The 14,753-nt window shown below is 27.4% G+C and carries 10 protein-coding genes; 4 read left to right on the top strand and 6 right to left on the bottom strand.

Annotation, left to right across the window (positions count from 1 at the left end):
• Positions 1-190 precede the first annotated feature (190 nt).
• Complete coding sequence (locus EGD97_RS07075; RefSeq protein WP_228201984.1) at positions 191-1,465, top strand: methyl-accepting chemotaxis protein; 1,275 nt, start codon at positions 191-193, stop codon at positions 1,463-1,465.
• A gap of 233 nt (positions 1,466-1,698) precedes the next feature.
• Here EGD97_RS07075 and EGD97_RS07070 read toward each other — a convergent pair whose 3' ends face one another.
• From EGD97_RS07070 to EGD97_RS07050, 5 genes are all read right to left on the bottom strand, one after another.
• The gene (locus EGD97_RS07070) at positions 1,699-3,072 is read right to left on the bottom strand and encodes an MATE family efflux transporter (protein ID WP_078683078.1); all 1,374 of its coding nucleotides are present in this window, start codon (positions 3,070-3,072) and stop codon (positions 1,699-1,701) included.
• A 237-nt stretch (positions 3,073-3,309) separates the two neighbouring features.
• Positions 3,310-4,500, bottom strand: a complete 1,191-nt coding sequence (gene hydF, locus EGD97_RS07065; RefSeq protein ID WP_078683079.1) for a [FeFe] hydrogenase H-cluster maturation GTPase HydF — start codon at positions 4,498-4,500, stop codon at positions 3,310-3,312.
• A 25-nt stretch (positions 4,501-4,525) separates the two neighbouring features.
• Positions 4,526-5,944: a [FeFe] hydrogenase H-cluster radical SAM maturase HydG gene (gene hydG, locus EGD97_RS07060; RefSeq protein ID WP_127836893.1), complete on the bottom strand. Its 1,419-nt coding sequence runs from the start codon at positions 5,942-5,944 to the stop codon at positions 4,526-4,528.
• 23 nt (positions 5,945-5,967) lie between these two features.
• Entirely contained in the window at positions 5,968-7,023 is a 1,056-nt protein-coding gene (gene hydE, locus EGD97_RS07055; RefSeq protein ID WP_078683081.1) for a [FeFe] hydrogenase H-cluster radical SAM maturase HydE, read from the bottom strand.
• A 12-nt stretch (positions 7,024-7,035) separates the two neighbouring features.
• Positions 7,036-7,299 (bottom strand): TM1266 family iron-only hydrogenase system putative regulator, encoded by a 264-nt coding sequence (locus tag EGD97_RS07050; protein WP_078683082.1) that lies wholly within the window; start codon positions 7,297-7,299, stop codon positions 7,036-7,038.
• Between the two features lie 523 nt (positions 7,300-7,822).
• Between EGD97_RS07050 and EGD97_RS07045 the strand changes: the two genes are divergently transcribed.
• Both EGD97_RS07045 and EGD97_RS07040 read left to right on the top strand, forming a co-directional pair.
• Positions 7,823-10,102 (top strand): glycoside hydrolase family 65 protein, encoded by a 2,280-nt coding sequence (locus tag EGD97_RS07045; protein ID WP_127836892.1) that lies wholly within the window; start codon positions 7,823-7,825, stop codon positions 10,100-10,102.
• Between the two features lie 147 nt (positions 10,103-10,249).
• Positions 10,250-11,605 carry a sn-glycerol-1-phosphate dehydrogenase gene (locus EGD97_RS07040; RefSeq protein ID WP_228201983.1) on the top strand — a complete coding sequence of 452 codons (1,356 nt, stop codon included), beginning with the start codon at positions 10,250-10,252 and terminating at the stop codon, positions 11,603-11,605.
• A gap of 142 nt (positions 11,606-11,747) precedes the next feature.
• On the opposite strand, the gene EGD97_RS07035 is transcribed toward EGD97_RS07040, so the two are convergent.
• A complete protein-coding gene (locus tag EGD97_RS07035; protein ID WP_078683084.1) occupies positions 11,748-12,671 on the bottom strand; it encodes an ArsR/SmtB family transcription factor in 924 nt (307 codons plus the stop codon).
• A 558-nt stretch (positions 12,672-13,229) separates the two neighbouring features.
• Between EGD97_RS07035 and arfA the strand changes: the two genes are divergently transcribed.
• Positions 13,230-14,741, top strand: coding sequence for an arabinosylfuranosidase ArfA (gene arfA / locus EGD97_RS07030; RefSeq protein ID WP_228201982.1), 1,512 nt, complete (start codon positions 13,230-13,232; stop codon positions 14,739-14,741).
• Positions 14,742-14,753: the final 12 nt, after the last annotated feature.

The raw sequence follows: 14,753 nt of genomic DNA, 5'->3' as shown, positions 1-14,753 counted from the left end.
AAATGTTAAACAAACGAAAAAATAAGATTTGTGGCTATATTAATTTATTTTGAAGTACACTATTTATTTTAAGATTGATTTTGAATATTTGTATGGTTATAATAATTTTATAAGTAAAAATTTCACTTAGTTACATTTATAGGCATATTATAAAATGAAAATTTCAAAAATAAAAAGGGGGCAGTTAATGATGTCTTTTAGGAAAAGTATTATTAAAAGATATATGTATTTTTCCCTATTGTCAGGTATTATAATGGGGGCTATATTTCCTTTTTTAGTAAGCTTTTTTACCTATTATAAAAAGCCTTCATATTCATTGTATTTTACTTTAACATGCTTACTAGCAGGTGTATTTGTTGGTTTTATTTCTTTTTTGATAGGTAGATTTACTTTAATTTCCATTATATCAAATTTAAATAAACATTTTGATGCTATAAGTAATGGAGATTTAACTAATAAATATGAAATAAAAAGCAATGATGAAATAGGTAAATTAACAGATAATATAAATAAAATGCAGAATTTTTTAATAGAATTAATTAAAAAAATTATGAATGAGACTGGTACACTTGAAGGTGTAGTTAATGTTTTAAATAATTATATGACAAAATTAAATAATGATATAGAAGGTGTATCTGCAACTGTACAAGAGCTTTCTGCAGGTATGGAAGAAACAGCAGCTTCAGCAGAAGAAATGTCTGCAACTTCACAGGAAATAGAAAAAGCAGTACGCTTAATAGCACAAAAATCTCAAGAAGGAGCAATGCAGGCAGGAGAGATAGATAAAAGAGCAAATGAAATAAAAGGAACAGTTGTAAGTGCTAAAGAAAGAGCAAATAATATATTTATAAATACAAGGGATAAACTTGAAAAGGCTATAGAGGAATCAAAAGTAGTAGAGCAAATTAATATATTATCTAGTACTATTATGCAAATAACAGAAGAAACAAATCTTTTAGCATTAAATGCAGCAATAGAAGCTGCAAGAGCAGGGGAATCAGGAAGAGGATTTTCAGTAGTTGCTGAAGAAGTAAGAGGGCTTGCAGAGCAGTCAAAAGATACAGTTAGTGAAATACAAAATATAACAAATAAAGTAATAAATGCAGTAAAAAATCTTGTAGAAAATTCAAATAATCTTTTAGATTTTATGTCAAAAGATGTGAACAAGGATTACAAGACTATGATTGAAGTAGCAGAAAAATATAGCGAAGATGCAAAATTTGTAGATAACCTTGTAACAGATTTTAGTTCAACTTCAGAAGAATTATTAGCATCTCTTGGTGATGTATTAAAGATTATAGATGGAGTTGCACAAGCTGCAACTGAAGGTGCAGGAGGCACTGCTGATATAGCAAATAAAGTATCTGATGTTAATGATAAATATAACAAAATTCTTAAACAGGCTGCTAAAGCAGAAGAAAGTGCAAATAAATTAAAAAATGAAATTTCAAGATTTAAGATTTAATATATCAAATTTAAAATTATTAACCAAAAAGTAGTGTTAAGTTAAAACAAAATATTTATAATATTAAGGCTAAAGTGGAAGAAATTATAGGATTAACTTTCTTTTTGCTAAAATAAACTATTATAATAACTTAAGCAAATTTTAGAATATTTTATAAAATAATAGCCGCAAATTAAATGCTTTGATTAAAACTTTATAAGTTTAATAAGAGCATTTAATTTGCGGTTTACTTTTTAAGATTCTGATTTAATTACAGAATGATTTTTCCATTTTCCATTATTTAACCTTATGTAATATAAAGCACCTCTTACAATCCAATCTATAAACATTCCAAGCCAAACTCCTAAAAGACCTAAATGTAGATTAATACCTAATAAATATCCAAGAGTTATTCTAAAAATCCACATTCCTATAATTGCTGTAACCATTGTATATTTTGCATCTCCAGCACCTTTAAGACCAGCTGGAAGGACAAAAGAGAAAGGCCAAAATATAATAAATATTCCATTTACTCTTATAATTTTAGCAGATAAATTAATTATATCAGCATTATCGGTATATAATGAAGCAAGAACTTTAGCTAAAGGAATAGAAATAAGTCCTAATGTTGTTAAGCAAACAGCTGAAAAAAATAAAATATACCTAAGTGAATTTTCAGCTTCTTTTTCTTTTTTTCTTCCCATATGTTGTCCAACTATTGCTGTTGCAGCAATAGATAAAGCATTACCAGGGATATTAATCATTCCTGCTATGGAGCCGCTTATAGAATTTGATGCTATGGATATTGTACCCATGCTTACTATGTAAATTTGAGTAATTAATTTTCCTGCATTAAAAAGTAAAGATTCAACACTTGCAGGTATTCCAATTCCAAATATTGAACTTAGATATTCTCTATCAAATTTAAATTTAAAAATCTTATTTAACTTTATGATTCGAGAACCTCTTAAAAGCACAATTATTATTATAATTGCTCCTGTAGTTCTAGCTGCAGCAATACCAAGAGCAGCACCTTTTATGCCCATTCCAGGTATATAAATATGAAAATGTGAATTTTTAACATCTATTCCATAAATAAAGAAATAACTTAATATTACATTAATAAAATTCATAAATATAGTAATTTTCATAGGAGTTTTAGTATCTCCTGCACCTCTAAGAATACCGTTAGAAATTAAATCTATTGAAATCAAAGGATAAGTAAGTAGGGTTATTCCTAAATATATATAAGCATTATTTATAACTAAAGGATCAGCTTGACCATATAATATACTTATTAAAGGTTCACGTAAAATCCATGTAATAATAGTAATTACAAAAGAAAGCAAAAAACCAGCATATAAAGCCTGTTTTAAAGCTGCATTTGCTTTTTTTATATTTCCACGTCCAACATATTGAGCAACTACAACTGTACCACCTACAGCTAAAGCAGAGAAAAAAGCAATAAAAATATTATTTATTGAATCTACCATACCTATTGCAGATACAGCTTCTTTACCTATATGTCCAGCCATCATGGTATTAACCATACCCATAGATATAACAAAAATCTGTTCAGTTAAAATTGGAAGTGCAAGACTTAATATATCTTTTCTTATTAATTTCATTTCATTACCTTCTTTAAAAAAACTATCTATATTAATAATATCATATAAATTAATAAACTAAAGCAAATTTATAAAAATCGCTTTAGTTTATTTTATACTATTAATATTTATATAGATATAAAGCTTATTTAATGCATTCATCAAATAAAATAATAATTATGTTTTGTAGTTATATTGTATTTCAATAGCATATAATAAAATAATAATTATATTTTATTAGTTTATATTTTATACAAACTAAAAATCTATTTTATCTAATATACCAGATAAATAAGCTATTGCAACACCATAATTAGTCATAGGAATTCCTTGCTCTTTAGCGGCATCTAATCTTGAAATAACATATTTTCTATTAAACATGCAGGCTCCGCAATGAATAATTAAGTCATATTCTGAAAGATCAGAAGGGAAGTCTGCACCTGAAACTACATTGCATGTAAGTTTTTCGCCAACTCTTTTTTTAAGCATTTTTGGAATTTTTTCACGTCCTATATCTTCTTCTAAAGGTGCGTGAGTACAAGCTTCTGCAATTAATACTTTAGAGTTTTCTGTAAGATTTTCAATAGCATAAGCACTTTTTACAAAATAATCTATATCACCTTTATAATTTGCAAATAAGACTGAAAAAGAAGTTAACTTACTTTCTTTAGGCTTTTTTTCATAAACAGTCTTAAAAACTTGAGAATCAGTAATAATAAGTTCTGGAGGTTTTGAAATACAAGATAATGCTTCGTCTAATTTATCTGTAGTTGAACTTAAAACAACACACTTTTTATCTAAAAGTTCTCTTATTGTCTGTACTTGAGGAAGAATAAGTCTTCCCTTTGGAGCTTGTATATCCTGAGGCATAACAAGTAAAACCAAATCGCCTTCTTTAACTAGATTTCCAGTTATACTTTTTGCTTCAAAATCTTCAGGAAGAAGTCTTATAAGTTCTTCCTGAATTTTTTTAATACCAGTTTTATCTTTTGCACTTACTATAATTGGATTAAGACCTGATTTTTCATTAATAATTTTACAAAGTTCTTTTGTATTATCCAATATATCAGATTTATTTATTACAGCAATTACAGGAGTGTTTTTTTCTTTAAAATCAGATATCCATTTTAATTCTTCTTCAATTTGGCTATCAGTAAAAACAACTATAGCAATATCAGTTTTTTCCATAGCTTTTTTAGTCTGAGAAACTCTCATTAATCCAAGCTCACCAACATCATCAAAACCAGCTGTATCAATAAAAACACAAGGACCAATACCATGAATTTCCATAGATTTATAAACTGGATCTGTAGTTGTACCAGCAACATCTGAAACTAAAGCTATTTTTTGATTGGTAAGTGCATTTATAAGAGAAGACTTTCCACTGTTTCTTTTTCCAAATATACCAATATGAAGTCTGTTTGATCGAGGTGTACTTTGTAAGCTCATTTTTTCTCCTTTCCTAAATTAAAAATTAAAATCTAAAATCACGTTTTCCACTATTTATATCATTTAAATGTTCTTTAGCTATTTTTCTAACTTTTTCATTAGGTATAAGTTCAACTTGCTCTTTAATTAAATCTTCACCTATTTTTCTTGTATCTTCAGAAGCATAATCTTCAAGATATTCTTTAAGTGTCATTAAAGCATTTGGATGGCAGCAGTTTGCAATCTGTCCGGATTTTACAAGTTTCATAAAACGATCACCGGTTCTTCCTTCACGATAGCATGCTGTACAAAAACTTGGGATATAGCCTAGTCTCATAAGCCAGTTAACAACTTCATCTAATGTTCTGTCATCACTTATTTCAAATTGTGCTGAAGTATGAGTTTTATCTTCTTTTTCTGCATATCCTCCAACACTTGTTCTTGAAGCACCACTTATTTGTGATATTCCTAAATCTAAAACACGTTCACGGGTTTTTTGAGATTCACGAGTAGATATAATCATTCCTGTATAAGGTACTGCAATTCTAAGTACAGCGACTATTTTAGCAAATATATCATCAGGAATTGCATTTGAAAAATTATTAGGATCTATATCTTCAGCTGGACAGATACGAGGTACGCTTATTGTATGAGGACCAACCCCGTAAACAGCTTCTAAATGCTCTGCGTGCATAAGAAGTCCTACAAAATCATAACGATACATATTAAGACCAAATAATACTCCAAGTCCTACATCATCAATTCCAGCTTCCATAGCTCTATCCATTGCTTCAGTATGATAAGCATAATTATGCTTTGGTCCTGTTGGATGAAGTTCTTCATATATTTTTTTATTATATGTTTCTTGGAAAAGTATATAAGTACCTATACCAGCTTCTTTAAGTTTACGATAATTTTCTACTGTTGTAGCAGCAATATTTACATTAACACGACGTATAGCTCCGTTTTTATGTTTAATACTATAAATAGTTTCTATACTTTCTAAAATATATTCTATTGGATTGTTTACAGGATCTTCTCCTGCTTCTAAAGCCAAACGCTTATGTCCCATATCTTGAAGAGCTATAACTTCTTTTACAATATCTTCTTGAGATAATTTTTTTCTTGCAATATTTTTGTTTTTATAATGATAAGGACAGTAAACACATCCATTTACACAGTAATTTGAAAGATATAAAGGTGCAAACATTACAATACGATTTCCGTATAATTTTTGCTTTATTTTCTTTGCAAGTTTATACATTTTCTCATTTTCATCTTCTAAGTCACATTCTAAAAGAACTGCAGCTTCACGATGATTTAAGCCTTTGCAGTCTTCTGCACGTTCTATAAGGCTGTCTATAAGTTCTCTGTTTCTTTTGTTTGCCTGTGCATAGGCAAGTGTTTCCTTAATTTCTTCATCATCAATAAATTCAGTTGCAATTTTTGATTTACAATTATACATATTTAAGACTCCTTTTTAAATTATTATTTTTCTAATGGAACAAAATCTCCTCTATCTACAGCTAGTTCATATCCAATTTTTTTCATTCTATTAGCAAGACAAAATCTACATTCTGCCGCTTCTTCTCCTGTACAGATTTTATTATCATATAATAAATATTGTTTTCTGACTTTAACCGGAGATAAATTTGGCATTACTACATTTGCACCAGCCAAAATACCTTTTTCTCGTCCATTTGGGTCAATAGTTCCTAATGCTGTAGTAGCGGGAATAAGTAAATTTGGTATCATAAGCCTTAATATTCCAATTAAAAATAACGTCATATCTAAACTCCCTTGAGGGAAATCAGAAAAGGGAGTAGCATGGTGTGGAATAAAAGGTCCTATTCCAACCATTTGAGGTTGCAAATCATTTATAAAAATTAAATCTTCTGCAATGTTTTCTATAGTTTGATAGGGAGAACCTACCATAAAACCTGCACCTACTTGATAGCCTATTTTTTTTAAATCTCTTAAACATTGTTGACGAGCTTTAGCTGTTTGATTTTCAGGGTGCAGCATACTATAATGTTTAAAGTTTGCTGTTTCATGGCGAAGAAGATATCTATCAGCACCTGCTTTATAGTATTTTTCATAAGATTCATAACTTTTTTCACCAATTGACAAAGTAATAGCTGTATCTGGAAATCTTTTTTTAATTTCAGATACAATTTCCACTATATAGTCATCACTATAATGTAAATCTTCACCTCCTTGGAGTACGAAGGTTCTAAAACCTAGTTCATATCCATTTTCACAACAGTTTAAAATGTCTTCCTTGCTTAAACGATAGCGTTCAACATCTACATTGCTTCTTCTTATACCACAGTAAAAACAATCATTTTTACAATAATTAGTAAATTCAATAAGCCCTCTGGTGTATATTTTATTTCCAAAATATTTTTTAGAAGTATTTCTTGCTTTTTCAAAAAGATAATTTGATGTTTCTTCTGTAAAATTGCTTAAAAGCTCTATGAATTCTTCAAGGCTTAAAATTCTTTTATTTTCAAGTTTATCTATTAACTCTTTTAAATTTCCCATAAATTACCTCCGTTATTTATCTAAAGAAGAGGGTAGTTTAGAATATACAGTTTTAATATTTACATGAGGAAGCATCCCAAGCTTTCCAGAAAGGGCACTTATTACATTATTTGGAGCATCAATAACAATACTTATTATCGATACATCACGTTTTTTATAAGGTATACCCATCCTTCCCACAATATACTCTCTATATTCGTGTAATATTTTATTAATTTTTTCAACAGAATCTGAATCTTCAACAATAATACCAATTAAAGCAATTCTTGTATCCATTTTTAACTCCTTTCATAAATGAGAGAATTTATAATAAAAAATCCTTGAACCCAAACGGGTACAAGGACAATAAACATAAATCATAGAAAAACTATGATATCTTTATTATTCTCTCGCCTTCTCGTTTGGGATTCCCCTCATGTTTCAGAGCGATGCTTTTAATATTTATGTGGTTTGCAGTAAGGCTTAATCCTTTTCTGCTCACCAAGTGTTAATATATTAACAAGTATATCTGCTATTAAAGTATAGCATAGTTTATTTATTTAGAAAAGATATTTTAATTATTTTACAAGATTTTTTATGGGATGTTTTAGTTTTGAAATAATAATTTGGAATAATAATATTATAACTTATTATTGGAAAACTAATTATAAAAATTATCTTAAAAAAGTATAAAACATATTAAAATTTTATAAAGATTATATATTTTTAATTATATACTAAAAATAAATTAAATAAAGTTCCTTTGGGAATTATTTTGATAATAAAATAATTTAATAAAAACAGAAAGAGAGTAGAGTGTATGAATAGTAATTGGATAATATCAGATAATAGCTTAAAAGCTGAAGATTTATTAAAAAATGAAAGTATTTTTAATACAGCTAATGGATACATTGGAATTAGAGGGAATTTTGAAGAAAAATACAGAAAAGATTTTTCAACAATTAGAGGAAGTTATATAAATGCTTTTTATGAAAATGCACCTATATCTTATGGAGAAAAGGCATATGCTTTTCCAGAAACCACGCAAAAGATAGTTAATGTTATAGACGCTCAAGATATTGATATATTAATAGGTGGAGAAAGATTTTCATTATTTGAGGGCACTATTAAAGAGTTTAAGCGTTATTTAAACATGAAAGAAGGATATTATAAAAGAGAAATACACTGGGTATCTATAAATGGGAAGGAAATTAAATTAAATATAACAAGAGTTGCTTCTTTAACTCAATTGGAATTGTTTGCAATAAAATATGAAATAGAAAAAATTAATTTTGATGATGAAATAATAGTTGAATCCAGAATTAATGGAGATGTTTCAAATTATACAGATGACAAAGATCCACGCATATCAGGAGGACATGCTAATATATTAAGTGTAAAATCTATCAATATAGATATGAATAATGAAATTATGCAGATAGAAGCCCAAACTCAAAATTCAAAACTTTCTACAGCAGTTACCTGCATACATAAATTTAATACAGATTATAAATTTAAAATAGAAAAAGGAGCAAAAGATTTAAAAGCTATATATATAGTACCAAAAGGAAAGCAAAAAATAGAATTTACTAAATATAATGTTTATACTGATTCAAGAAGATATAAAGATGTTTTAAGCTGTGGCAGAGATATAATAGAAAATGTAAGGGAAAAATCATTTGAAGTTATTTTAAAAGAGCAAAAAAATTATCTTGATGAATTTTGGAATATTGCAGATATTGAGATTAATGGAGATGAAAAACTTCAGCAGGGAATTAGATATAATTTATATCAGCTTCTTCAATCTGTTGGTAAGGATTCTATAAGCAATATATGTGCAAAAGGATTAAGCGGAGAGGGCTATGAAGGTCATTATTTTTGGGATAGTGAAATTTATATTATTCCATTTTTCACTTTATGTAATCCTAAACTTTCTAAGCAGCTTTTAAGATATAGATATACTATTTTAGACTCTGCAAGAAAGAGAGCAAAGGAATTAGGGCACAAAAAAGGGGCTGCTTATGCATGGAGAACTATAACAGGTGAAGAATGTTCAGCTTATTTTCCTGCTGGAACAGCTCAATACCATATAAATGGTGATATTGCATATTCTTATATTCAATATTATTTAGCAACTTCTGATATTGATTTTATAAAAGAATTTGGAGCTGAAGTTATATTTGAAACAGCAAGAATATGGATTGAAATAGGGCATTTTCATAAAGGTTTATTTAAAATAGATGCAGTAACAGGACCTGATGAATATACAGCTATTGTAAATAATAATTATTATACAAATGTAATAGCTAAATATAATTTAAAATGGGCAGTAAAATTATATAATTTATTAAAAAATGATCATGAAGAAACTTTAAATAAATTAGCTTCTAAAATAAATTTAAAAGAAGAAGAAATAGAAATATTTAACAAAGCTTGTAACGCTATGTATCTGCCATATAATGAAGAATATAATATTGCAGCTCAAGATGATACATTTTTATCAAAAGCTGTTTGGGATTTTGATAATACACCTAAAGATAAGTATCCACTGCTTCTTAATTATCACCCTTTAACTATTTATAGATATCAAGTATTAAAGCAGGCAGATACAGTTCTTGCACACTTTTTAGTAGAAGATGAGGCAGATTTTGAAATTATAAAAAATTCTTATGATTATTATGAAAAAATAACAACTCATGATTCTTCTTTATCATGTGCTATATATAGCATTATGGCTGCTAAATTAGGGTATATGGAAAAAGCATATGATTACTTTATAGAAACAGCAAGACTTGATTTAGATAATACCCATGGGAACACTAAAGATGGTATACATACAGCTAATATGGGTGGTACTTGGATGGCAATAATTTATGGATTTGCAGGAGTTAGAATAAAAGAAGATTACATTTATCTAAATCCAAAACTTCCTATAAATTGGGAAAATCTTAAGTTTAAATTTTTATACAAAAATGCACTTATAGAAGTCTATATGCAAAAGGATAAAACTACCATAAATGTGAAATCAAATGAATATATAAATTTAAAAGTAAAAGATAAAATATATAATATCATTGGAGAAACCACAATAGATATTTAATAAAAATAAAAGGGTATGCAAAATATGCAGCCCTTTATTTTTTAAGATTATATCATTGAATTTGATGGAAAAAATGTTAAAATAATATTAAAGTATAAACAAATAAAGTAAATTAGATATTAAAATTATTTAATGAGGTGGGTTATTATGGATTTATTATCTATGGAAGTAGAGGATATGGCGGGAATATGTTTCGATTGTTCTTGCGGGCACAGACACAGTGTAGAAATTAAAAATATAAAAATTGGGAATGGAGCAATAAATGAACTTACTAATATAGTAGATGAACTAAATATTAAAAAAATTTTTATTGTAGAAGATAAAAATACATATAAAGCAGCAGGTAATATTGTAGAAGAAAAATTAAATAAAAAATTTGATATAACTAAGTTAATTTTTCAAGATGAACATCTTATAGCTGATGAAAAAGCATTGGGTAAAATGCTTATTGAAATTCCTTACGATGCTGAACTTATTTTAGCTGTAGGTTCTGGAACCATAAACGATTTATGCAGATTTTTAAGTTACAAATTAAAAATTCCATATATAATTGTATGTACTGCACCATCAATGGATGGGTATGCTTCTGTAGTTTCTCCTTTAGTAGTAAATGGAGTTAAAACAACTTTAAATGCAGTATATCCTAATGCAATTATAGCTGATATAGATATTTTAAAAGAGGCACCTATGAAAATGCTTTTGGCAGGATTAGGTGATATTTTAGGAAAATACACAGCTTTAGCTGATTGGCAGCTTTCTAAAATTTTAAATGATGAGTATTTTTGTAATTTAATATCGGAAATAACAATAAAAGCTTTAAAAAAATGTATAGAATATTCAAATGGAATACAAAAAAGAGATAATAATTCTATTAAAAGCATAACTGAAGCATTAATTCTTTCTGGACTAGCTATTGGAATGTGTGGCACATCAAGACCTGCTTCAGGAGAGGAACATCATCTTTCTCATTGCTGGGAAACTATTTTTATGAATGAAGGTAAAAATTCTGAATATCTTCATGGGAATAATGTTGGCATAGGGGTTGGCATTATTACTCAAGCCTATAAATATTTAAGTGCACTTGATATAAAAAATATATATTCTTCAGGAGAGTATAAATATTTTACTAAAGATAAGTGGATTAAAAGAATTAATGATGTTTATGGTAAAATAGCACCAAGTATTATTGAATTTAAAGAAGAATGTATATGTTTTGACAAAGAACAAAGAGAGAAAAATTTTAAAAAAATAGTTGATAATTGGGATAAAATTAAAGAAATTTGTGATTTATTTTTGCCAAGTGCAGATACAATAAGAAATATTATGAAAGATACAGGAGCAGTTTATAATCCTTCAGAATTAGGATTTGATAAAGAAATGTTTAAGAAAAGTTTTATTGCAGCTAAAGATATAAGAAAACGTTATGGAATTTTGCAATTATTAGAGGATATTGGAAAAATTGAAGAAGCAGCACAAGTAATTGCAGATATATATTATAATTAAATTTTATAAAATAAATCCAGTAGAGAGCATAGTATAATAGCTTCTACTGGATTATTTTTAATTTATTTTGACAAAATAAATTAAAAAGAGATGATATAGAGTTTATATTATAAATTTTTATATTAATCAAATGTTCTATAAATTAGTCGTTAGGTGCAGGCTGCTCATATATAACTCTAACGTTTATTCCTTGATTATAATTTCCAAAATTTTTACCATATATAGTAAGACCACCAACATGATTTGCATTTTCAGGAACAGATAGTTTAAAAAACAAATCGCTTTTATAGTTTAAATTTAAATCTTCTAAAGTAACGTCAGAAATTTGTATTCCATCAATAAAAGTACCAAATTTATTAATTGTAAGTAATTTTAAAAGACCATATTGATTCCAAGCTGGAAACCACCAAGAAGGAGTAAGCAATCCTTTTGTATCAGCATAATCACCAGGACTTGTCCAGCTTCCTAAATTAATATTATTTAAAATAAAATTAATATCAGAAGGCCATATAGAACAATTTCCTGGAGCTTCTGAACTTATTTCCATAGAAATTTGAATTTCAGAAAATTCTTGTCCAGGTTTAAGATAATTAGGGATTCTATATTCCACATAACCTTTAGTAAACCATAAAATATCGCTATTTATTCTTTCAGGATCTGCAAAATAGCTTGGATTATCTACTTCACCAATTAATTTATCTTTTGTCGCTATTCCACAAGTTGGATATATTTCATAATCTGAATAATGTCCAACTCCTATTTCACATTCATAGGAATTTGGAACATCTTGTTTTCCTATATCTATAATAAACTTATCCTCATGTAAACAGCAGATCTTTTGAATTCCGTGTTTTGCAGTAAGAGTGTTAATTTTGATTAATCCACACTCTTCTAATTTTTTTATATGCATAGTTACAGCACCATTAGTTAAATTAAGCTTTTCTGATATATCATTCATGTTAAGCTGCTTATATTGTGAAAGCAATTCAATAATTTCAATTCTAATATCAGAACTTAAAGCTTTAAATAATGGCAAACTTTTCTTTAAATCAGTAATATGAATCATAGTCTGTCTCCTTTGTACTATTTTATATAAATTTAAAATAATTATATTTAAAATATTTTTTATTATAAGTAATTATATGAAAAAATAGTTTAAATTAAATAATTAAATATATAGATGTAAATATTATACTATATAATATGAAAAAATAAAATATACAAGTATTTAAATAATTTTAAAAAAATATAAAATATTTTAATTAAATATATTGACAATAATAACCAAAGATGAAATAATATAAACATACAAATGAGTAAAATGATTTATATAAATATAAATCAAACAATGTAAAATTACATTATTTTAAAAAATAATACATATTATATAACATAAAATATAAAATAATGCTCATTAAATATAAGATTCTAAAATAAAAAATATACAAAATTTTAAAAAATTTAATAATATTTTTTATTTGTTTTAAAGTAATGTAAAACAATATTATTTTTAAATTTTTATTATAAATTTAACTTTATTATAAATTTAATTATGAGGGAGTGATTTTTTAAACAATTAATTTTTAAATACTAATTACTCATTAACTTTAAGGAGGCAGACATTATGTTAAATGCAAAAAAAGCTAAAATGATATTAGACAAAGATTATAAAATAGGCATGGTGGACAAGCGTCTTTATGGTTCTTTCATAGAACATTTAGGACGAGCAGTATATGGAGGTATATATGAACCAGATCATCCAGAGGCTGATGAAGATGGTTTTAGAAAAGATGTAATTAATCTTGTAAAAGAATTAAATGTTCCTATAGTAAGATATCCTGGCGGAAATTTTGTTTCTGGGTATAATTGGGAAGATGGCGTAGGACCAAAAGAAAAAAGACCAAGAAGAACTGAACTTGCATGGGGAACTATTGAAACTAATCAAATTGGTACTAATGAATTTGCCGATTGGGCTAAAAAAGTAAACACTGATATTATGATGGCAGTAAATCTTGGAACTAGAGGAGCAGATGCAGCTAGAAATCTTGTTGAATACTGTAATCATCCAAAAGGTACTTACTGGAGTGATTTAAGAAGATCTCATGGGTATGAAAATCCACATAATATAAAAGTTTGGTGTTTAGGAAATGAAATGGATGGACCTTGGCAAATATGTCATAAGACAGCAGAAGAATACGGACGTATTGCTTGTGAGACAGCTAAAGTAATGAAGTGGGTTGATCCAACAATAGAGCTTGTAGCTTGTGGGAGCTCAAATATTAATATGCCTACTTTTAGTGATTGGGAAGCAACAGTGCTTGAACATACATATGAATATGTAGATTATATATCCCTTCATCAATATTATGGAAATCATGAAAAAGATACAGCTAATTTTTTAGCAAAAACTATGGACTTAGACGCATTTATAAAATCAGTAATTGCAACAGCTGACTATGTAAAAGCTAAAAAGAGATCAAAAAAGACAATAAATCTTTCATTTGATGAATGGAATGTTTGGTTTCATTCCAATGAAGCTGACAAAAAGATTGAAAGATGGTCAATAGCACCTGCACAACTTGAAGACGTTTATAATTTTGAAGATGCACTTTTAGTTGGAGGAATGCTTATAACTTTTTTAAAACATGCTGATAGAGTTAAGATGGCTTGTTTAGCTCAATTAGTAAACGTTATAGCACCTATAATGACATCAAATGGAGGAGGAGCTTGGAGACAGACAATATTTTATCCTTTTGCTCATGTTTCAGCTTATGGAAGAGGTTATGCATTAAATCCTATTATTTCATCTCCAAAGTATGATAGCAAAGATTATACAGATGTACCAATATTAGATGCAGCTGCAGTATTTAACGAAGAAAAAGATGAATTAACAATTTTTGCATTAAATAAAGATATAAACGATTCTTTAAGTTTTGAATGTGATATAAGAAATTTTGAAAATTATAAAGTGATTGAACATATTGTGCTTGAAAATGATGATATATATGCTGTAAATACAGAATTAAATCCATACAATGTTAAACCAAATAATAATGGAAATGCTAAAATTACAGATGGTATGCTAACAGCAGATTTTTCAAAACTTTCTTGGAATGTTATAAGATTAGGAAAATAAATAAAAGGGGGA

The organism is Clostridium prolinivorans (assembly GCF_004011155.1).
Lineage (GTDB): Bacteria > Bacillota > Clostridia > Clostridiales > Clostridiaceae > Clostridium_AT > Clostridium_AT prolinivorans.
Note: the sequence above shows the minus strand (reverse complement) of the source record. Positions and strands in the feature narration are given on the sequence as shown.

What these genes read in the sequence shown, in the direction of transcription:
- EGD97_RS07075 (WP_228201984.1), top strand. Translation starts at nt 191, where the DNA reads ATGTCTTTTAGGAAAAGTATTATTAAAAGATATATGTATTTTTCCCTA.
- EGD97_RS07070 (WP_078683078.1), bottom strand. Translation starts at nt 3,072, where the DNA reads ATGAAATTAATAAGAAAAGATATATTAAGTCTTGCACTTCCAATTTTA.
- hydF (WP_078683079.1), bottom strand. Translation starts at nt 4,500, where the DNA reads ATGAGCTTACAAAGTACACCTCGATCAAACAGACTTCATATTGGTATA.
- hydG (WP_127836893.1), bottom strand. Translation starts at nt 5,944, where the DNA reads ATGTATAATTGTAAATCAAAAATTGCAACTGAATTTATTGATGATGAA.
- hydE (WP_078683081.1), bottom strand. Translation starts at nt 7,023, where the DNA reads ATGGGAAATTTAAAAGAGTTAATAGATAAACTTGAAAATAAAAGAATT.
- EGD97_RS07050 (WP_078683082.1), bottom strand. Translation starts at nt 7,299, where the DNA reads ATGGATACAAGAATTGCTTTAATTGGTATTATTGTTGAAGATTCAGAT.
- EGD97_RS07045 (WP_127836892.1), top strand. Translation starts at nt 7,823, where the DNA reads ATGAATAGTAATTGGATAATATCAGATAATAGCTTAAAAGCTGAAGAT.
- EGD97_RS07040 (WP_228201983.1), top strand. Translation starts at nt 10,250, where the DNA reads ATGGATTTATTATCTATGGAAGTAGAGGATATGGCGGGAATATGTTTC.
- EGD97_RS07035 (WP_078683084.1), bottom strand. Translation starts at nt 12,671, where the DNA reads ATGATTCATATTACTGATTTAAAGAAAAGTTTGCCATTATTTAAAGCT.
- arfA (WP_228201982.1), top strand. Translation starts at nt 13,230, where the DNA reads ATGTTAAATGCAAAAAAAGCTAAAATGATATTAGACAAAGATTATAAA.